Consider the following 19,018-nt stretch of genomic DNA (forward strand, 5'->3'; position numbering starts at 1 on the left):
TTTTGCTTACACTTTTTAAAAATCCAGTGCTTGCCATTTCAGCAACGCATCAGGAATGATACGAGGCTGCTAATTTGAGTCCAGGTAATATTGAGGAAATTATGCGTAAAACAAAAATGATGCTTCTGGGCGTACTTCTTGCCACCGCTGGCGCCAGCTGGACGGCTACTGCCGCGGGGATCGATCAGTATGCACTGAAAGAGTTCACTGCCGATTTCACCCAGTTTCACATCGGCGACACCGTTCCGGCGATGTACCTCACCCCGGAATACAACATCAAACAGTGGCAGCAGCGTAACCTGCCTGCACCGGACGCCGGTAGCCACTGGACCTACATGGGCGGTAACTACGTGCTGATCACCGATACCGAAGGCAAAATCCTCAAAGTGTACGATGGCGAGATCTTCTATCATCGCTGATCCGCGCAACCTCCACGTCCGCCCCGGCGAGCCAGCGGACTCTCCGGCGCTGTGCCAGATCTTCCTGCGGGCGCGCAGTTTGTCGTGGACCTGGCTTCCCGCCGCGGCGTGGCGGCTGGAGGATTTCGATGCCGCCACCGCGGATGAACAGCTGTGGGTCGCGGAATGCGACGGCCAGCTGGTGGGCTTTGCCGCCGTATGGACCGCCGATAATTTCCTTCACCATCTGTTTGTCGACCCCGACTGGCAGGGCAAACATATCGGCAGCGCGCTGCTGGCGCAGGTCGAACGGACCTTTACCGCCAGCGGAACGCTGAAGTGCCTGATGGAAAATAAAAACGCCCTGCGCTTCTACCAGCGTCATGGCTGGACCATCGAAGCACAGGGCGCGTCACCCGAGGGCAGATACTGGCTGATGCGCTCGCCGCGGCCTTAAACGGCGCGGAAGGCAATCTCACCCGGGATCACTTCTCCCTGCCAGTACATCTGGGCCGCCACCCGGCCCGCCAGCTGGCGGTAGATGTCGGTAAATTCGCTATCCGGACGCGCCACCACCGTCGGCGTGCCGTTATCCAGATCTTCCCGCAGCGTAATATGCAGCGGCAGCTGGCCCAGCAGCTGGGTGTGATATTTCTCGGCCAGTTTTTGCGCGCCGCCGGTGCCGAAGATAGGCTCGTGGTGCCCGCAGTTGCTGCAGATATGCATGCTCATGTTTTCCACGATCCCCAGCACCGGCACTTCCACTTTCTCAAACATCACGATGCCTTTTTTGGCGTCGATCAGCGCGATGTCCTGCGGCGTGGTGACCACCACCGCGCCGGTCACCGGAATGTTCTGCGCCAGGGTCAGCTGGATGTCGCCAGTGCCCGGCGGCATATCCAGCACCAGGTAGTCGAGATCCGGCCACAAGGTCTCCTGCAGCATCTGCATCAGCGCCTTGCTGGCCATCGGACCACGCCAGACCATGGCGTTGTCGTCGGTCACCAGGTAGCCGATAGAGTTGGTGGCCAGGCCATACTTGATGATCGGCGCCATATGGGTGCCGTCCGGCGAGGTCGGGCGACTGTCTTCGGCGCCCAGCATGGTCGGAATCGACGGACCGTAGATATCGGCATCCAGAATGCCCACCTTCGCCCCTTCCGCCGCCAGGGCCAGCGCCAGGTTTACGGCAGTAGAAGATTTACCAACGCCGCCTTTGCCGGAGCTGATGGCGATAATGTTCTTCACGCCGTTGACCCCGGGCTGGTTTTTCACGCGCTTGAGGGTCGCGATGCTGTGGGTCAGCTTCCAGTCGATGGCCTTCGCGCCGGTGATGCGCAGCAGCTCGGCGCTGCACTGCTCTTTCAGCACTTCGAAGGCGCTGCTCCAGACGAACGGCATCTGCAGCTCAATATGAACGGTATCGTCCAGCCAGGCGACATGGTGCAGCGCCTTGAGGGCGGTGAGATTATGCTTCAGGGTTGGGTGCTGGAAATTGGCCAGCGTCCCGGCGACCATCGCACGTAGGCGCTCAGGGGATTTGGCCTGGGATTGCGAATTCATCCCGACTCCTTTGTTGTTTTGAGATGCTTTCAGTAATCACAGAGTTTATCACAGCTAACGATTATCCATATATGGGCAGCCATTTATGGCGCACCCACAGCCCTTTTGGTAATATCGGAAGCCCTTTTTACAACAGAAGATGTAATGCTCACTATGACTCAAGTCGCGAAGAAAATTCTGGTAACGTGCGCCCTGCCGTACGCCAACGGCTCCATCCACCTCGGCCACATGCTGGAGCACATCCAGGCTGATGTCTGGGTCCGTTACCAGCGAATGCGCGGCCACGAGGTCAACTTCATCTGCGCCGACGACGCCCACGGCACGCCGATCATGCTCAAAGCGCAGCAGCTCGGTATCACTCCGGAGCAGATGATTGGCGAAATGAGTCAGGAGCATCAGACCGATTTTGCCGGCTTCGACATCAGCTATGATAACTATCACTCGACGCACAGCGACGAGAACCGCGAGCTGTCGGAGCTTATCTACACCCGTCTGAAAGAGAACGGTTTTATTAAAAACCGCACCATCTCTCAGCTCTACGATCCGGAAAAAGGCATGTTCCTGCCGGACCGTTTTGTGAAAGGCACCTGTCCGAAGTGCAAATCTCCGGACCAGTATGGCGATAACTGCGAAGTGTGCGGCGCGACCTACAGCCCCACCGAACTTATCGACCCGAAATCGGTGGTCTCCGGCGCCACGCCGGTGATGCGTGACTCCGAGCACTTCTTCTTCGACCTGCCGTCGTTCAGCGAAATGCTGCAGGCGTGGACCCGCAGCGGCGCGCTGCAGGAGCAGGTAGCGAACAAGATGCAGGAGTGGTTCGAATCCGGCCTGCAGCAGTGGGACATCTCCCGCGATGCGCCGTACTTCGGCTTCGAAATTCCCAACGCGCCGGGCAAATATTTCTACGTCTGGCTGGACGCGCCGATCGGCTACATGGGCTCCTTTAAGAACCTGTGCGACAAGCGCGGCGACACCACCAGCTTCGACGAATACTGGAAGAAAGACTCCACGGCCGAGCTGTATCACTTTATCGGCAAGGACATTGTCTACTTCCACAGCCTGTTCTGGCCGGCGATGCTGGAAGGCAGCAACTTCCGTAAACCGACCAACCTGTTCGTGCACGGCTACGTGACGGTTAACGGCGCGAAGATGTCCAAGTCGCGTGGGACCTTCATTAAGGCCAGCACCTGGCTGAACCATTTCGATGCCGATAGCCTGCGCTACTACTACACCGCCAAGCTCTCTTCGCGCATCGATGACATCGACCTGAACCTGGAAGACTTTATCCAGCGCGTTAACGCCGACATCGTCAACAAGGTGGTTAACCTCGCCTCGCGCAACGCCGGCTTTATCAGCAAGCGTTTCGACGGCGTGCTGGCCGCTGAACTGGCCGACCCGGCGCTGTACAAAACCTTCACCGACGCGGCAGAAAGCATCGGCGAAGCATGGGACAGCCGCGAGTTCGGTAAGGCAATCCGCGAAATCATGGCCCTCGCCGACGTGGCTAACCGCTACGTCGACGAGCAGGCGCCATGGGTGGTGGCGAAACAGGAAGGCCGTGACGCCGACCTGCAGGCCATCTGCACCATGGGCCTGAACATGTTCCGCGTGCTGATGACCTGGCTGAAGCCGGTGCTGCCGCAGCTGGCGGCGCGTGCGGAAGCATTCCTCAACAGCGAACTGAGCTGGGATGCCATTCAGCAGCCGCTGCTGGCGCATAAGGTAAATCCGTTTAAAGCGCTGTATAACCGCATCGAGCTGAAACAGGTGGAAGCGCTGGTGGAAGCGTCTAAAGAAGAGGTGAAAGCCACTGCGGCACCGGTCACCGGTCCGCTGGCGGACGATCCGATTCAGGAGACCATCACTTTTGACGATTTCGCTAAAGTTGACCTGCGCGTGGCGCTGATTGAAAACGCGGAATTCGTCGAGGGCTCCGACAAGCTGCTGCGCCTGACGCTGGATCTTGGCGGCGAGAAACGTAACGTCTTCTCCGGCATCCGTTCCGCTTACCCGGATCCGCAGCCGCTGATTGGTCGCCTGACGGTGATGGTCGCCAACCTGGCGCCGCGCAAAATGCGCTTCGGCATCTCCGAGGGCATGGTGATGGCCGCCGGCCCTGGCGGGAAGGATATCTTCCTGTTAAGCCCTGACGACGGCGCGAAGCCGGGTCAGCAGGTGAAATAACAAAAAAGCCGGAGAGTATCTCCGGCTTTTTTTTGCCCGGCGGCGCTACGTTTGCACGGGCCTACGGGTTTTGTCGGCCGGGTAAGGCGAAGCCGCCACCCGGCTAAACATCACGCCTTCGGGTGATGCACCCGGTGGGTCAACCCGCGCAGGAAGTTGCGCATAAACTGATCCCCGCACTCGCGGTAGTTTTTATGCTCCGGGGCGCGCATCATGGCGGTGATTTCCGGCACCGACACGCGATATTTCTGCTCGCTCATGATCGCCTGGATATCGTCTGTTTTCAGCGAGAAGGCGATCCGCAGCTTTTTCAGCACCGTGTTGTTATTCACCCGACGCTCCAGCGCCAGCTCCGGCGCCGAATCATCTTTGCCGCGCTTGTCATAGATAAGGCCATTGAGGAAACCCGACAGGATAATATCCGGGCAGCGGACAAAACCCTCTTCATCCTCTTTCGTCATCCAGGTATCGAAGCTGGCGGCGGTGGATTCCATATCGGCAAGCGCAAGAATGCGCACCATATCGTTATTATTGGCTTTCAGGGTGTAGCGCAGGCTACGAAGAATATCATTACTGAGCATGAGTGCCTTTTACTGTCGATGTTGCAATGGGGCGCAGTGTAGCAGTTTTACAGGCCAATCGCTTCTTTCAGGCTTTTTAAATAGCGCCGGCTCACCGGCACCGTTTGCCCGGCGCGCATCAGCAGCTCCGCCTGGCCGTTCTCTTCCAGGCGAATCTCCTTCAGGTGCGCCATATTCACCAGATACTGGCGATGGCAGCGCAGCAGCGGCGTGCGGCTCTCGAGGGTGCGCAGGGTCAGCTCGGTAAAGCCCTCTTTTCCTTCGCGATCGGTCACGTAGATGCCGCTCATCCGGCTGCTGACGAAGGCCACATCCTCCATCTGCAGCAGCCAGATACGGCTGTGGCCGGTACAGGGAATGTATTTCAGCGTCTGCCGGGCATCATCCAGCAGCGACACGTCCTGCAGGCTGCGCTCCTGACGCAGGCGAGCCAGGGTTTTCTCCAGCCGCGCGGCCTCAATCGGCTTGAGCAGATAGTCAAAAGCGTGCTCCTCAAAGGCTTTCACCGCGTATTCATCAAAGGCGGTGAGAAACACGATATAGGGGCGATGCTCGGGGTCGAGCATCCCGACCATCTCCAGGCCGCTGATGCGCGGCATCTGAATGTCGAGAAACAGCACGTCAGGGCGCAGCTTATGTACTGCGCCAATCGCCTCCACCGCATTGCCGCACTCGCCGACGATCTCGATATCGCGCTGAGTCTCCAGCAAAATACGCAGGTTTTCCCGCGCCAGCGGCTCATCATCGACGATCAATACTCTCAGCATGCATTCTCCTCCAGGGGCAAACGTAGGGTGACACGGGTAAAGCGCTCCGGTTCACAGGTGACGCTGATGCCGCAGTCGGCGCCAAAACGCGCCCGCAGACGCCTGTCCACCAGATTCATCCCCAGCCCGCTGGCCTGGGGGTTGGCCCGGTACAGTCCGGCGTTATCTTCGATATCCAGCTGCAGCCAGCGATCGTCCTGGCTGGCGCGAATGGTAATTTCGCCGACGCCAAGATGTTGCGATGTGCCATGCTTAATCGCGTTCTCCACGATCGGCTGCAGGGTGAAAGCGGGCAGCTGGTGATGCGCCAGCCCCTCGGGCACCGCCATCTGGATCTGCAGGTTAGCCTGGAAGCGAGCCTTCTCAATCTGCAAATAGGCGTTAACATGCTCGATCTCATCGGCAAGCGTGACAATTTCCGTCGGCCGTTTCAGGTTCTTGCGAAAGAAGGTCGACAGATACTGCACCAGCTGGCCGGCCTGATCGCTGTCGCGACGGATCACCGCCTTCAGCGTGTTAAGCGCGTTAAACAGGAAGTGCGGGTTGACCTGAGCGTGCAGGAGCTTGATTTCAGATTGCGTCAGCAGCGCCTTCTGCCGCTCGTACTGTCCGGCGAGGATCTGCGCCGACAACAGCTGGGCAATCCCCTCCCCGAGGGTGCGGTTGATCGAACTGAACAGGCGGTTTTTGGCCTCATACAGTTTAATGGTGCCTATCACCCGCTGGTTCTCACCGCGCAGGGGGATCACCAGCGTCGACCCCAGCTTACAGTGCGGATGAATCGAGCAGCGGTAAGGCACCTCGTTGCCGTCGGCGTAGACCACCTCCCCGGTCTCAATCGCCCGTTGCGTATACGAGGAGGAGATAGGCTTGCCCGGCAGATGGTGATCGTCGCCGATGCCGGTAAACGCCAGCAGCTTGTCGCGATCGGTGATCGCCACCGCGCCGATATCCAGCTCCTGGATCAGCACCTGGGCCACCTTCATGCTGTTCTCTTCGTTGAATCCCTGACGCAGGATCCCCTCGGTCGACGCCGCCACCTTCAGCGCCGTGGCGGAAAAGGCGGAGGTGTATTTCTCGAACATCGCCCGTTTATCCAGCAGAATGCGCATAAACAGCGCCGCACCGACGGTATTGGTGACCATCATCGGCGCGGCGATGCTCTGCACCAGATGCAGGGCGTCCTGGAACGGGCGGGCAATCAGCAGAATGATCATCATCTGCACCAGCTCGGCCACGAAGGTGATCGCCCCGGCGGTCAACGGGCTAAAGACTTTGTCCGGCCGACCGCGTTTGACCAGCACGCTGTGCACCAGACCGCCCAGCAGCCCCTCAACGATGGTGGAGACCATGCAGCTTAAGGCGGTCATTCCGCCCAGCGAGTAGCGGTGCAGGCCGCCGGTCAGCCCCACCAGCCCGCCGACCACCGGACCGCCGAGCAGGCCGCCCATCACGGCGCCGATGGCGCGGGTGTTGGCGATGGAGTCTTCGATATGCAGACCGAAATAGGTCCCCATAATGCAGAAAATGGAGAAGGTGACGTAGCACAGCAGCTTGTGCGGCAGGCGAACGGTGACTTGCATCAGAGGGATAAACAGTCGGGTTTTGCTCATCAACCACGCGATGACCAAAAATACGCACATCTGCTGAAGCAGCAGCAACACCAGATCAAACTCGTACATACCCGCAAACCACACATTACTGAAAGCGCGTACCATACCCTGACTGGCGAAAACTTTCTTTGAAGCCCTGCATAAAAATGAAAAATGACGGACAGGATCACACTTTTTTCCGGCGCGTTGCTCAGTAAACGCGGCAAAAACCCCGGCGCGGCGCGCTAAACCGCAATTAATGTTTCATTAACACCTGTGCTTCACCGTATAATCCCCCTGTTAACATCAGGAGCCTATTATGAAGCCAGCGAAAATCGCGGTCGTCACCCTCTTCTTACTTATGGCCATCGGCGGGATCAGCGGCGTGATGCTGGCCGGCTATTCCTTTATTGTGCGTGGCGGTGTCGGCTGATCCAGCGGGTCAGACGCTCAAACGCGCGGTCGACGATAATCGCCGCCAGCGCCACCAGCAGCGCCCCCTGTACAATATAGGCGGTATTAAAGCCGCTCAGGCCGATGATGATCGGCGTCCCGAGCGTACTGGCCCCCACCGTCGAGGCAATGGTCGCGGTACCAATATTGACGATGACCGAGGTGCGGATCCCCGCCAGTATCACCGGGGCCGCCAGCGGTAGTTCCACCTTATACAGACGCTGCCAGCCGGTCATTCCCATCCCTTCGGCTACCCCTGACACCCCCGACGGTATCGACCCCATCCCGGCCAGCGTTCCCTGCAGCACCGGCAGTATGCCATACAGCGCGAGGGCGATGAGCGCGGGCAGCCAGCCAAATCCCAGCACCGGCACCGCCATCGCCAGCACCGCCACCGGCGGAAAGGTCTGCCCGATAGCGGCGATCGTCTCCACCAGCGGGCGAAACGCGCTGCCGGCGGGCCGGGTGACCGCCACCCCGGCCCCCAGCCCCACAGCCGTTGCCGCGAGACTGGACGCCACCACCAGCCAACCGTGATCGAGGGTTAGCGCCCAGAAGCTCTCCTGCAGATAGACCGGCCGCGGCAGTTCCGGAAACAGCCGGCTAAACAGCGGCGCGCTGTAGGGCAGCCCTACCAGCAGGCCGATAAACAGCGCGATAAGCCACCACAGCGGCTCACGAAGCGCCTTCATGGCTCATCTCCTGGCGCAGCAGATCGGCAAAATGCAGCGTGCCGCAGGGCCTGCCGTCGGCATCGACCACCGGCAGCGCCTCGCAGCGCCGGGCGACAAACTGCGACAGCGCTTCCCGCAGGGTCATGGTGACGGTCAGCCCCTCACCCGCCAGCCATTCGCCGGGACGCAAATAGTCCCCCACCTCGCGCAGCGACAGCAGGCGCACGCCCAGCTCGCTGCGGCCAAAAAAGATCTGCACAAAACTATTTTTCGGCCGCAGGAGCATCTCCAGCGGCGCCCCCTGCTGGACCACCTCGCCCCCGTCCATCAGTACCAGGTGGTCCGCCAGACGCAGCGCTTCGTCAATATCATGGGTCACCAGCACAATCGTCCGCCCCAGCAGGCGGTGGATGCGCAGCATCTCCTGCTGCAGCGCCTCGCGGGTCACCGGGTCGAGGGCGCCGAAGGGCTCATCCATCAACAGCACCTCCGGATCTGCCGCCAGCGCCCGCGCCACCCCCACCCGCTGCTGCTGGCCGCCGGAGAGCTGATGCGGGTAACGGTCGCGCAGCGTCGCCTCCAGCCCTAACAACGCCATCAGCTCGTCGACCCGGTCGGCGATCCTCGCTCGCGGCCATTTTTGCAGCTGCGGCACAGTGGCGATATTCTGCGCCACCGTCCAGTGCGGAAACAGGCCGATGGACTGGATGGCATAGCCCATCCGCCGCCGCAGGGTCAGGACCGGCTGCTGACGGATGTCCTCGCCGGCAAAACGAATAGTGCCCCGGTCCGGCTCCAGCAGGCGGTTGATCATCTTCAGCGTCGTCGACTTGCCCGAGCCGGAGGTCCCCACCAGCACCGAGAAAGCGCCTTCGCGCAGCTGCAGGGTCAGATCCTTCACCGCCGGATGGCCGGCAAACACTTTGCTGACCCCTTCAAACTCAATCATTGGCCTCTCCTTTTAGCCAGGCGCCCCACAGGGCGAACAGGGCATCCACCACCACCGCCAGGGCAATGGTCGGCACCACACCCAGCAGCACCAGATCCAGCGCACTGCTTAGCAGCCCCTGAAACACCAGCGCGCCAAAGCCGCCGGCGCCGATCAGCGCGGCCACCACCGCCATGCCGACGGTTTGCACGCTGACCACCCGCAGGCTGCGCAACAACACCGGCATCGCCAGGGGAAGCTGCACCTGACGAAAGCGCTGCCCGGCGCTCATGCCCATCGCCGTCGCGCTCTCCAGAGCATCCTGCGGCACCTGCTGCAGGCCGGTCACCACCCCGCGCACCAGCGGCAGCAGCGCATACAGCGTCAGGGCGATCAGGGCTGGCGCCACGCCGGTCCCGGAGACGCCCAGCTCGCCCAGCGCCGGGAAATAGCGCGCCAGGCCGGCAAGTGGCGCAATCAGCAGGCCGAAAAGCGCCACCGACGGGATAGTCTGGATCACATTGAGCACAGTGAAGGCCGGCGCCTGCCAGCGCGGACGTCGCCACAGCCATACCCCCAGCGGCAGGCCAATGAGCAGGCCCGGCAGCAGGGTGCCGAACAGCAGAAGCAAATGCTGGCGCAGGGCGTCGTCAAATACTTCCTGACGGTTGGCATACTCCTTCAGCAAAGAGAGCTGATCGAGCGCCCCGGTAGCAAGCAGGATGATAGGCAACAGCCAGACTTGCGCATTAAGCAGCCAGCGCCACAGCGGCCGGACGGTAAGATGACGGATGGCCTCGCTGGCCAGCAGCAGACAAAGCGCCAGCGACAGCCACAGACCGCTGCCGGGCGAGGTGCGCGCCAGCGGCGAGCCGTGCCGGGAGAGCTCAAGCGCCGCCTGTCCGCTACCCCAGATAAGCAGCGGGAAGAGCAGTTCGGCCAGCAGCAGGTGAAGAAGCGGCACGATCCTGCCTGGCAGCCAGCAAAGCAGCATCCCGGCAAGGGCTGCCGCCAGCTGAACGCCGGCGAGCCAGGGCATCACCTGCCACAGCCCACGCCCTTCGCCGGAGAGTAAGCGATTCGGCGCGTAAGTGATAAACGGCAGCGCCAGCGTAACCAGCAACAGACCTGTCAGCAGCAGGCCGACGCGGTGAGTACAGCGAATGGTCACCGGTGGCTTACTTCAGCAGGCCTTTCTGCTGCAGATAATCTGCCGCCACGCGCTTCGCATCCTGGCCTTCCACCGCAATACGGGCGTTCAGCTGCTGCAAGGTTTTTTCATCGAGGCTGGCAAAGACCGGCTTCAGCCAGTCGGCGATTTGCGGGTAGGCCTTGAGCACGGCCTCACGCACCACCGGCGTCGGGGCATAAATCGGCTGCACGCCCTGCGGGTCGCTCAGCGTCTGTAACCCCAGCGCCGCGACCGGGCCGTCAGTGCCGTAGGCCATCGCCGCGTTAACGCCCGAGGTCTGCTGCGCCGCTGCTTTGATGGTCACCGCCGTATCCCCCCCGGCCAGCGACAACAGCTGGTTCTGGTTGAGGTTGAAGCCATACGCTTTCTCAAACGCCGGCAGCGCGTCCGGGCGCTCAATAAACTCCGCCGAGGCCGCCAGCTTAAATTCACCGCCCTGCTTCAGGTAGCGACTGAGGTCGGCCAGCGAGGTCAGGTGATTTTTCTCCGCCAGGTCCTGGCGCACCGCGATGGTCCAGGTGTTGTTCGCTGGCGCCGGGGTGAGCCACACCAGTTGATGTTTCTCCTGGTCGAGACGCTTCACCTTCTCATAGCCCTGTTGGGCATGCTTCCACGCCGGGTCGTTTTCATCTTTAAAGAAGAAAGCGCCATTGCCGGTATATTCCGGGTAGATATCCAGCTCGCCGGCGACAATCGCCCCGCGCACCACCGGCGTAGTGCCGAGCTGGATTTTATTAATCGTTTTTACGCCGTGGCTTTCCAGCACCTGCTGGATCATATTGCCCAGCAGCGCGCCTTCGGTATCAATTTTCGAGCCGACCTTCACCGGCTCCGCCGCCTGCAGCGGCACACTTATCAGGGCGGCCAGCGCCAGCGCGCCGGACCATTTCATTGCCATCTTCATCCCGCTTCCCTCAGTTCTTTTGCGCTTCGCTTACAGAAGCTTAAGAGAAAAGCGTAGTCCATTTGCTGGCGATACGAAAAAGAAAAGGCCGATTAATCGGCCTTTAACGTGTTACGTTGAGCTTAAGGGCTATTCCTTACAACAGTTCAAACTCGCTCTGCTTCACGCGGGCGGAGTCCACGCCGATAAAGACATTGAATTTGCCCGGCTCAGCAACGTATTTCATCTGCTGGTTCCAGAACTTCAGCGCGTCGACGTCAATCGGGAAGCTGACGGTTTGCGTTTCGCCCGGCTTGAGGTTGACCTTTTTAAAGCCGCGCAGCATTTTCACCGGCCGGCTCATGGAGGCAGTGACGTCCTGCAGATACAGCTGAATGACCGTTGCCCCTTCGCGTTTACCGGTGTTGGTCACCTGCACGCTGGCGGTCACGCTGCCGTCGCGCGGCAGGGTGGCTGACGACATGGTGACATCGGAGACGCTAAAGGTGGTGTAGCTGAGGCCATAACCAAATGGATACAGCGGGCCGTTGGCTTCATCGAAGTAACGCGAGGTGTACTTGTTCGGCTTCTCCGGATTATACGGCCGGCCGGTATTCAGGTGGCTGTAGTAGGTTGGGATCTGCCCCACCGAGCGCGGGAAAGACATCGGCAGTTTGCCCGACGGATTGTAATCGCCAAACAGCACATCGGCGATGGCGTGGCCGCCTTCGGTGCCGGCAAACCAGGTCTCCAGCAGCGCATCGGCTTGCTGATCCTCTTTCACCAGCGCCAGCGGACGGCCGTTCATCAGCACCAGCACCAGCGGTTTGCCGGTGGCTTTGAGGGCGGCAATCAGATTGCGCTGGCTCTGCGGCAGGGTGATGTCGGTGCGGCTGGAGGCCTCATGCGCCATGCCCTGCGCTTCGCCCACCACGGCAACCACCACGTCGGATTGCTTCGCCGCCGCGACGGCTTCGTCGATCATTTCCTGCGGCGAGCGCGGGTCAACCTGCACTGCTTTCTCATACAGGTTAAGGAAATCGACAATGCCTTTATCGTCGGTAACGTTCGCCCCTTTGGCGTAAATCACTTTGCCGTTATCGCCCAGCGCTTCTTTAATGCCGGTCAGGACGGTCACCGACTGGTCGGCCACCCCGGCCGCGGACCAGCTGCCCATCATGTCGCGTTTGCTGTCCGCCAGCGTGCCAATCACCGCGATGGTGCCGGATTTTTTCAGCGGCAGCGTATCGAGACGGTTTTTCAGCAGTACCAGGCTTTCGCGGGCCACTTCGCGCGCCTCTTTGCGATGCAGGCGGCTTTCCGCGTTGGTGTCCTGCGGGTCAGAATCTTTTGGTCCCAGGTGGCTGTACGGATCGTTGAACAGCCCCATGTCATATTTCACGTTGAGCACATGACGGGTGGCGTCATCCAGCTCGGCCATGGTCACCTTGCCGGACTTCACCAGCCCCGGCAGGTACTTGCTGTAATACTCGTCACTCATGCTCATGTTGATGCCGGACTTGAGCGCCACGCGCACCGCGTCTTCCGGGTCGGAGGCCACGCCGTGCTTAATCAACTCTTTGATGGCGCCGTGGTCGGAAACCGTGATGCCTTTAAAGCCCCACTGGTCGCGCAGGACGTCTTTCAGCAGCCAGGAATCGGCAGTCGCCGGGGTGCCGTTCAGCGAGTTCAGGGCCACCATCACCGCGCCGCTGCCGGCATCAAGCCCGGCTTTATACGGCGGCATATAGTCGTTGAACAGGCGCTGCGGACTCATGTCGACCGTGTTGTACTCTTTCCCGCCCTCCACCGCGCCGTAGGCGGCGAAGTGCTTGACGCTGGTCATCACTGAATAGCGGTCCGCCGGACTCTTGCCCTGCATCGACTCCACCATCGCCTGGCCCATCATCGTGGTCAGATACGTGTCTTCCCCGAACCCTTCGGAAGCGCGTCCCCAGCGCGGGTCGCGGGAGACGTCGACCATCGGCGCCCAGGTCATGTTCAGGCCGTCATCGGCGGCTTCATAAGCTGACACGCGGCCCACGGTCTTCACCGCGTCAAGGTTAAACGACGAGGCCAGGCCGAGGCTTATCGGGAACACGGTGCGCTGGCCGTGCAGCACATCGTAGGCAAAGAACAATGGGATCTTCAGGCGGCTAAGCTGCATCACCTGATCCTGCATCGTGCGGATATCCGGACGGGTGACGGTGTTAAAAATCGCCCCCACCTGACCGTCTTTGATCATTTCACGGATCGCTTCTTTCGGGTTATCCGGGCCGACGCTTATCAGACGCAGCTGGCCGATTTTCTCGTCCACCGTCATTTTTTTCAGCAGGTCGGTGACAAAGGCATCCCGCGCCTGCGGGGTCAGAGGGTGGTTACCAAACAGTTCATCCGCCAGCGCGGGTTGCAGCGCCAGACTCACGGCGACGCCTACAGTGCAGAGCCATTTCATTGTTATCTCGCTTTTTCTCAGACGGGGACTCGGTAAAACATAATAAAAACCGCAGTTTGCCATATATATAAACAACGCGCCCGCAGAATGCTAAGGTTCTTCTCTGATTTTTGCGAAACATTCATGCATCAAATTGTCATACAAAGCGCTATGCTTATCCTCGATATTTCGCGCACCACCACAAGGAGTGGAACATGTCATCTGCACCCACTAATACCCATAAAACGTTTCTGGCGGATCTGGCGCGCCTGGTTGGCCCTTCGCATCTGCTGACCGACCCGGCAAAAACCCAACGCTACCGCAAAGGCTTCCGCTCCGGTCAGGGCGAGGCGCTGGCGGTTGTGTTTCCCGGCACCCTGCTGGAACTCTGGCGCGTGCTTAACGCCTGCGTAGACGCCGATAAAATTATTCTGATGCAGGCGGCCAACACCGGCCTGACCGAAGGTTCGACCCCCAACGGCAATGATTACGATCGCGAGATCGTGATTATCAGCACTCTGCGCCTGGATAAACTGCATCTGCTGGACAAAGGCGAGCAGGTGCTGGCCTGGCCTGGCACTACCCTCTATTCGCTGGAAAAAGCGCTCAAACCTCTGGGTCGCGAGCCGCACTCAGTGATCGGCTCGTCGTGCATCGGCGCATCGGTGATCGGCGGGATCTGCAACAACTCCGGCGGTTCGCTGGTGCAGCGCGGGCCCGCCTATACCGAGATGTCGCTGTTCGCGCAGATTGACGCCGACGGCAAGTTGAAGCTGGTCAACCATCTGGGCATTGATCTCGGCAGCACGCCGGAGCAGATCCTCAGCCGCCTCGACGACGAGCGCATCAGCGATAGCGATGTGCTGCACGACGGCCGCCACGCCCACGATCACGACTATGTGACCCGCGTGCGCGATGTCGATGCCGACACCCCGGCGCGCTACAACGCCGACCCGGACCGCCTGTTCGAATCCTCCGGCTGCGCCGGCAAGCTGGCGGTTTTCGCCGCGCGTCTGGATACCTTCCCGGCGGAAAAACGCCAGCAGGTGTTTTACATTGGCACCAACCAGCCGCAGGTATTGACCGAGATCCGCCGCCATATCCTCGCCGAGTTCCAGCATCTGCCGGTGGCGGGGGAATATATGCACCGCGATATTTACGATATCGCCGAGAAGTATGGCAAGGATACCTTCCTGATGATCGACAAGCTCGGCACCGACAAAATGCCGTTCTTCTTCACCATGAAGGGGCGCACCGACGCGATGCTGGATAAAGTCTCGCTGTTTAAGCCGCACTTTACCGACCGCTTTATGCAGAAGCTCGGCCACGTCTTCCCGGCGCACTTACCGGAGCGGATGAAAACCTGGCGTGATAAATATGAACACCATCTGCTGCTGAAGATGGCCGGGGATGGCATCGAAGAAGCGCAGCGCTGGCTGACGGAATACTTCCAGCAGGCCGAGGGAGATTTCTTCGCCTGTACGCCAGAAGAAGGCAGCAAGGCATTCCTGCACCGCTTTGCCGCCGCCGGCGCGGCCATCCGCTATCAGGCGGTACATGCTGATGAAGTCGAAGATATTCTGGCGCTGGATATCGCCCTGCGCCGCAACGATACCGAGTGGTTCGAACATCTGCCGCCGGAGATCGACAGCCAACTGGTGCATAAGCTCTACTATGGCCACTTTATGTGTCATGTTTTCCATCAGGATTACATCGTCAAGAAAGGGGTCGACGCCCACGCTCTGAAAGAGCAGATGCTGGAGTTACTGAAAGCGCGCGGCGCCCAGTACCCGGCGGAGCATAACGTGGGTCATCTGTATGAGGCGCCAGAGAGCCTGCAGCAGTTCTATCGCCAGAACGATCCGACCAACAGCATGAACCCGGGGATTGGTAAAACCAGTAAGCAGAAATACTGGGGTGAGCCGCAGAAGCCGTCTGCGCCACAATAATCGTAAAAACGGGACTGTCCCATTGAGGGGGACTCTCAAATCAGAGCGTCCCCTGCCCTAAAATCAGTATTGTTAGAAGTCCGTCTTAAGCCGTGATGCTCTATTTAGCTGGCGCTGCTGGCTATTTTATTCAGTCATCTTCTGACGGGCTTCTACCAGCAGAGAATAATCGCCACCGAGTTCTTTCGTCGAGTGGATAGCGCTCTGAAAAAGCGTGCCCAGAATGTTCCTGATCTCCTGCGGCCTGAACCTTTCTTTTGGCCCAGAGAGCGTGAGTGCGCCCTGTAAAATCCCCCCCACGCCAAAAACCGGCACAGAAACCGAAGCGGTTTCGGGATCGCGTTCACCATAAGATTCAGCCCACAAGTTTTGCCGTATTTCGGCAAAAATGGGGTCATCCGTGTAGGTAAACGCGCTCAGTATTTTCCCGGAGGCGCCGTATTTCGCAGAGAAGCGATCGCCTTCACGTATGGAAACACGAACCGCCCGTCGAGGTTCGACGCGATAAAGAATGACGCGCCAGTCATTATCCATGATGTAGAAAGAGGATGTTTCTCCGCTGAGAGTGGAAAGGTGCTCAAGATGTGGCAACAGCACATCCCTTAAGCGGAATGAAGCCTGATACAGCGATGAGAGCCTGAGCGGCTCTGGCCCGATGCAGTAACGACCATCGACGGATTTACGCACAAAGCCTGCTTTTTCAAGGGAGCTCAGCAGACGGAGAAGGGTACTTTTATAGAAACCGGTTCGCCGCGCTAATTCAGCTAGCGTCAGTTGAGAGGCGTCCTTGTCAAATACGGCAAGAATAGCAAACGCACGATCCACTGCTGCAGCGCCGCTTTCAGCTGCCGGTTTCTTTCCGGCCGGATTTTTTTCCGGCGCGCCGTCATCGTTTGTCATGCAGACCTCATAAATTGAAAAAGCCCGGTGAATCGAGGCGAATTGTCCATAACTTAATGAACAAAATAAGGAATTACAAGGACAGATAAGGAAGCATGGGGGGCCCGCCTGTGCGGGCTGATGATGATTAAGTCGCTGAGGAAATGATACCGCGTTGCTCCAGATGCGCTATCGCCTCTGATGAGTAACCCAGCGCTTCAAGAATGGATGCCGAATCATGGCCAACATCAGGCACGTTAATACGGGTTCCGAAACGCTGTCCGTCCATCTCAAAAGGCAGCATAGGGATACGGACCTCGGTCCCGTCTGGCAGCGTAACGCCGGTCATGCCACCGGACTCGTTAAGATGGACATCATCAAAAAGATCGTCCGGGCGACGAATGGGAGAAAATGGCAGGCCAAACTGTTCACATAGCGCCATAACATCATGCTTAGGCATCGACAGCAGGTGCGCTCTGATAACCGGCAAAATTCGCTCACGGGCCTGAACACGTTGATTATTCGTGGCAAGGCTTTCATCCACAGCGAAATCATGCATGCCAAAGGCTTCACAGAATACCTTCCACTGCGTATCGCTCACCACGCCAATGAACACCTGCTCATTTTCGCGGGTGGTAAATACGTCATAGACGGCCCAGGCAGACAGCCGGCTGGGCATCGGCGCGGCTGATTTTCCCGTTACGGCTTTCTGCATCATGTGCTGGGCGACCAGGAAGGCTGAGTTCTCATAGAGCCCCGTCTGCACAAACTGCCCCTGTCCGTTCTGGCCGCGCTGTAGCAGAGCAGCCAGCACTGTGATTGCGCTGAACATCCCGCCCATCACATCATTGACTGACGCGCCCGCCCGCAGCGGACGTCCCTCCGGCCCCGTCATATAGGCCAGTCCGGTCATCATCTGCACCACTTCATCCAGCGCCGTCCGGTTCTCATACGGACCCGGCAGAAAGCCTTTCATCGAGCTGTAGATGATGTCGGGCTTAATGGCTTTGACGGCCTCGTAGCCGAAACCTATTTTATCCATAGCGCCAGGGCGGAAATTTTCAGTGAACACATCGGCTGTAGCAATCAGCTTTTTAACCGCTTCCTGACCTTCTGCCGATTTAATATCGACAGCCAGACTTTTCTTGTTGCGATTATAGGTCATCCAGTAGCCAGCGCCCGACCCCGTCAGTCGTCGGGTATTGTCTCCCTGAGGGACCGGTTCAATTTTTATCACTTCTGCGCCAAGATCGGCCAGCAGCAGGCCACAGGTCGGCCCCATCACCATGTGGACAAATTCAATGACGCGGATGCCTTCCAGCGGCAGTTTTTTCTGATTCTGATCGGACATTATTTTCTCCCTGCATAGTGAAAATTTTTCCCAACTCCGGCATCGGGAATAAAACCGTAGAGCGGCTCTCCGGGTACTCCTCGTTTGAGCGTTTCACGCGCAGTGAGCAACCTGTCTATATCGACGCCGGTACGCAGCCCCATTGATTCGAGCAGATAGACGAGATCTTCTGTCACAATATTGCCCGATGCGCCGGGCGCGTATGGGCATCCACCTATCCCGCCGAGCGAGGCGTCAAAGGTCGTTACACCGGCCTCCAGAGCCGCAAGAACGTTCGCCAACCCCTGGCCTCGGGTATTGTGAAAATGAGCGCTGCCGGCCAGCTCACCGACTTCTGCTTTCAGCCTGCGGAACAGGCGCTGTACCTGAAGCGGCGTGCCGTAACCTACCGTGTCAGCCAGGCCAACCTCATCAACGCCCAGCTCAGCCATCATGCTGGCAATGCGAATAACGTTGTCGTCGTGAACGACGCCCTGAATAGTGCAGCCGAATACCGTCGAGAGACCTGCTTCGATCTCAACCCCGGGGTGGTTCTCATTGCGAAATGAGACGATTTTGGCCACCTCGGCAAAAATCTGGTCATGGGTTTTATTCACGTTTGCCAGCGAATGAGGTTCGCTGACTGACACCGGGATAGTGACTTTCTGTACTCCTGAGGCGAATGCGGCCTCTGCCCCACGCAGATTTGGTACCAGCGCAGTGACAAACAGATTCGGAAGCGTACGCGCATACTTTACGATCTCACCCGTATCGGCCATCTGGGGCAGCAGCTTCTGTGAAACAAAAGAACCCACCTCAATTTCCCTCAATCCCGCTGAGGCTAAATCACTGACCCACTGCTTTTTCAGCGCTGTCGGCATGACGGCAGAAACGCTCTGCAGCCCGTCTCGCGGCCCCACTTCACTGATAAGAATGTCGATATTGCTCTGGCTCATTGGCTCTGCTCCGATATAGTCAGATGAACTCTCACCACACTCAATCGTTCTCTCTGACGAAACGATGTTCTGTTATAATCTTGTTGTAATTTGTACAAGAGTCAATCAGCGTTTAACGCCTCGATTTATTACTGAGGTCTAAATCACATTCGTTGCTGTGCGCGGGGATCATTTCTGAGCGGTTAACCACTGGATGCATTATTTTTTATCGGGAGCGGATACTCATGCGCAAATTTTCGGTAAAAGCGGACT

General features: G+C 58.9%; 17 protein-coding genes. 5 read left to right on the forward strand and 12 right to left on the reverse strand.

The window, feature by feature from the left end:
* Window positions 1–101: 101 nt before the first annotated feature.
* Both CWM57_RS22105 and CWM57_RS22110 read left to right on the forward strand, forming a co-directional pair.
* Window positions 102–419, forward strand: a complete 318-nt coding sequence (locus CWM57_RS22105; protein ID WP_002912749.1) for an RcnB family protein — start codon at window positions 102–104, stop codon at window positions 417–419.
* On the forward strand, window positions 394–855 hold the full coding sequence (locus CWM57_RS22110; RefSeq protein ID WP_074388060.1) for a GNAT family N-acetyltransferase: 462 nt from the start codon (window positions 394–396) through the stop codon (window positions 853–855). Before CWM57_RS22105 ends, CWM57_RS22110 begins: the two co-directional genes overlap by 26 nt.
* Here CWM57_RS22110 and apbC read toward each other — a convergent pair.
* Window positions 852–1,961, reverse strand: coding sequence for an iron-sulfur cluster carrier protein ApbC (gene apbC, locus CWM57_RS22115; protein ID WP_008804054.1), 1,110 nt, complete (start codon window positions 1,959–1,961; stop codon window positions 852–854). The two genes, CWM57_RS22110 and apbC, sit on opposite strands and share 4 nt — an antisense overlap.
* A 153-nt stretch (window positions 1,962–2,114) precedes the next feature.
* Between apbC and metG the strand changes: the two genes are divergently transcribed.
* Complete coding sequence (gene metG, locus CWM57_RS22120) at window positions 2,115–4,148, forward strand: methionine--tRNA ligase (protein WP_100676404.1); 2,034 nt, start codon at window positions 2,115–2,117, stop codon at window positions 4,146–4,148.
* 110 nt (window positions 4,149–4,258) lie between these two features.
* Here the strand turns inward: metG and CWM57_RS22125 are convergent, their stop codons facing one another.
* From CWM57_RS22125 to CWM57_RS22135, 3 genes are read right to left on the reverse strand one after another with little or no spacing between them, the layout of a single operon-like run.
* Window positions 4,259–4,729, reverse strand: coding sequence for a DUF1456 family protein (locus tag CWM57_RS22125; RefSeq protein WP_008804053.1), 471 nt, complete (start codon window positions 4,727–4,729; stop codon window positions 4,259–4,261).
* Window positions 4,730–4,776: 47 nt separating this feature from the next.
* Entirely contained in the window at window positions 4,777–5,496 is a 720-nt protein-coding gene (gene btsR / locus CWM57_RS22130; protein ID WP_061153886.1) for a two-component system response regulator BtsR, read from the reverse strand.
* Window positions 5,490–7,178: a sensor histidine kinase gene (locus CWM57_RS22135; RefSeq protein WP_002912760.1), complete on the reverse strand. Its 1,689-nt coding sequence runs from the start codon at window positions 7,176–7,178 to the stop codon at window positions 5,490–5,492. Before CWM57_RS22135 ends, btsR begins: the two co-directional genes overlap by 7 nt.
* Window positions 7,179–7,407: 229 nt before the next feature.
* Between CWM57_RS22135 and CWM57_RS22140 the strand changes: the two genes are divergently transcribed.
* Window positions 7,408–7,521, forward strand: a complete 114-nt coding sequence (locus CWM57_RS22140; protein WP_002912762.1) for a protein YohO — start codon at window positions 7,408–7,410, stop codon at window positions 7,519–7,521.
* Here the strand turns inward: CWM57_RS22140 and CWM57_RS22145 are convergent.
* The 5 genes from CWM57_RS22145 to bglX all read right to left on the reverse strand — a co-directional run bounded on the left by CWM57_RS22145 (window position 7,496) and on the right by bglX (window position 13,673).
* Entirely contained in the window at window positions 7,496–8,233 is a 738-nt protein-coding gene (locus CWM57_RS22145; RefSeq protein ID WP_074388058.1) for an ABC transporter permease, read from the reverse strand. The two genes, CWM57_RS22140 and CWM57_RS22145, sit on opposite strands and share 26 nt — an antisense overlap.
* Window positions 8,217–9,164: an ABC transporter ATP-binding protein gene (locus CWM57_RS22150; protein ID WP_100676391.1), complete on the reverse strand. Its 948-nt coding sequence runs from the start codon at window positions 9,162–9,164 to the stop codon at window positions 8,217–8,219. Before CWM57_RS22150 ends, CWM57_RS22145 begins: the two co-directional genes overlap by 17 nt.
* Window positions 9,157–10,314: an ABC transporter permease gene (locus tag CWM57_RS22155; RefSeq protein WP_100676392.1), complete on the reverse strand. Its 1,158-nt coding sequence runs from the start codon at window positions 10,312–10,314 to the stop codon at window positions 9,157–9,159. Before CWM57_RS22155 ends, CWM57_RS22150 begins: the two co-directional genes overlap by 8 nt.
* 7 nt (window positions 10,315–10,321) lie before the next feature.
* Window positions 10,322–11,239: an ABC transporter substrate-binding protein gene (locus CWM57_RS22160; RefSeq protein WP_100631161.1), complete on the reverse strand. Its 918-nt coding sequence runs from the start codon at window positions 11,237–11,239 to the stop codon at window positions 10,322–10,324.
* 136 nt (window positions 11,240–11,375) lie between these two features.
* Window positions 11,376–13,673 (reverse strand): beta-glucosidase BglX, encoded by a 2,298-nt coding sequence (gene bglX / locus CWM57_RS22165; RefSeq protein WP_100676393.1) that lies wholly within the window; start codon window positions 13,671–13,673, stop codon window positions 11,376–11,378.
* A 194-nt stretch (window positions 13,674–13,867) separates the two neighbouring features.
* On the opposite strand from bglX, the gene dld reads away from it, so the two are divergent.
* The gene (dld, locus tag CWM57_RS22170) at window positions 13,868–15,601 is read left to right on the forward strand and encodes a D-lactate dehydrogenase (RefSeq protein WP_100676394.1); all 1,734 of its coding nucleotides are present in this window, start codon (window positions 13,868–13,870) and stop codon (window positions 15,599–15,601) included.
* A 126-nt stretch (window positions 15,602–15,727) separates the two neighbouring features.
* Here the strand turns inward: dld and CWM57_RS22175 are convergent, their stop codons facing one another.
* The 3 genes from CWM57_RS22175 to CWM57_RS22185 form a co-directional block, all read right to left on the reverse strand.
* Window positions 15,728–16,501 (reverse strand): IclR family transcriptional regulator, encoded by a 774-nt coding sequence (locus CWM57_RS22175; RefSeq protein ID WP_100631158.1) that lies wholly within the window; start codon window positions 16,499–16,501, stop codon window positions 15,728–15,730.
* A 127-nt stretch (window positions 16,502–16,628) separates the two neighbouring features.
* Window positions 16,629–17,831 carry a CaiB/BaiF CoA transferase family protein gene (locus tag CWM57_RS22180; RefSeq protein ID WP_100676395.1) on the reverse strand — a complete coding sequence of 401 codons (1,203 nt, stop codon included), beginning with the start codon at window positions 17,829–17,831 and terminating at the stop codon, window positions 16,629–16,631.
* Window positions 17,831–18,766: a hydroxymethylglutaryl-CoA lyase gene (locus tag CWM57_RS22185; protein WP_100631156.1), complete on the reverse strand. Its 936-nt coding sequence runs from the start codon at window positions 18,764–18,766 to the stop codon at window positions 17,831–17,833. Before CWM57_RS22185 ends, CWM57_RS22180 begins: the two co-directional genes overlap by 1 nt.
* Window positions 18,767–19,018: the final 252 nt, after the last annotated feature.

Origin of the sequence: Klebsiella sp. G-Nf4, assembly GCF_002810615.1 — a bacterium.
Taxonomy (GTDB): Bacteria; Pseudomonadota; Gammaproteobacteria; order Enterobacterales; family Enterobacteriaceae; genus Klebsiella; species Klebsiella variicola.

Coding starts and splice junctions, on each gene's coding strand:
- CWM57_RS22105 (WP_002912749.1), top strand. CDS start 102: ATGCGTAAAACAAAAATGATGCTTCTGGGCGTACTTCTTGCCACCGCT.
- CWM57_RS22185 (WP_100631156.1), bottom strand. CDS start 18,766: ATGAGCCAGAGCAATATCGACATTCTTATCAGTGAAGTGGGGCCGCGA.
- CWM57_RS22145 (WP_074388058.1), bottom strand. CDS start 8,233: ATGAAGGCGCTTCGTGAGCCGCTGTGGTGGCTTATCGCGCTGTTTATC.
- dld (WP_100676394.1), top strand. CDS start 13,868: ATGTCATCTGCACCCACTAATACCCATAAAACGTTTCTGGCGGATCTG.
- CWM57_RS22110 (WP_074388060.1), top strand. CDS start 394: ATGGCGAGATCTTCTATCATCGCTGATCCGCGCAACCTCCACGTCCGC.
- CWM57_RS22140 (WP_002912762.1), top strand. CDS start 7,408: ATGAAGCCAGCGAAAATCGCGGTCGTCACCCTCTTCTTACTTATGGCC.
- CWM57_RS22180 (WP_100676395.1), bottom strand. CDS start 17,831: ATGTCCGATCAGAATCAGAAAAAACTGCCGCTGGAAGGCATCCGCGTC.
- CWM57_RS22150 (WP_100676391.1), bottom strand. CDS start 9,164: ATGATTGAGTTTGAAGGGGTCAGCAAAGTGTTTGCCGGCCATCCGGCG.
- metG (WP_100676404.1), top strand. CDS start 2,115: ATGACTCAAGTCGCGAAGAAAATTCTGGTAACGTGCGCCCTGCCGTAC.
- CWM57_RS22160 (WP_100631161.1), bottom strand. CDS start 11,239: ATGAAGATGGCAATGAAATGGTCCGGCGCGCTGGCGCTGGCCGCCCTG.
- CWM57_RS22135 (WP_002912760.1), bottom strand. CDS start 7,178: ATGTACGAGTTTGATCTGGTGTTGCTGCTGCTTCAGCAGATGTGCGTA.
- bglX (WP_100676393.1), bottom strand. CDS start 13,673: ATGAAATGGCTCTGCACTGTAGGCGTCGCCGTGAGTCTGGCGCTGCAA.
- CWM57_RS22125 (WP_008804053.1), bottom strand. CDS start 4,729: ATGCTCAGTAATGATATTCTTCGTAGCCTGCGCTACACCCTGAAAGCC.
- btsR (WP_061153886.1), bottom strand. CDS start 5,496: ATGCTGAGAGTATTGATCGTCGATGATGAGCCGCTGGCGCGGGAAAAC.
- apbC (WP_008804054.1), bottom strand. CDS start 1,961: ATGAATTCGCAATCCCAGGCCAAATCCCCTGAGCGCCTACGTGCGATG.
- CWM57_RS22175 (WP_100631158.1), bottom strand. CDS start 16,501: ATGACAAACGATGACGGCGCGCCGGAAAAAAATCCGGCCGGAAAGAAA.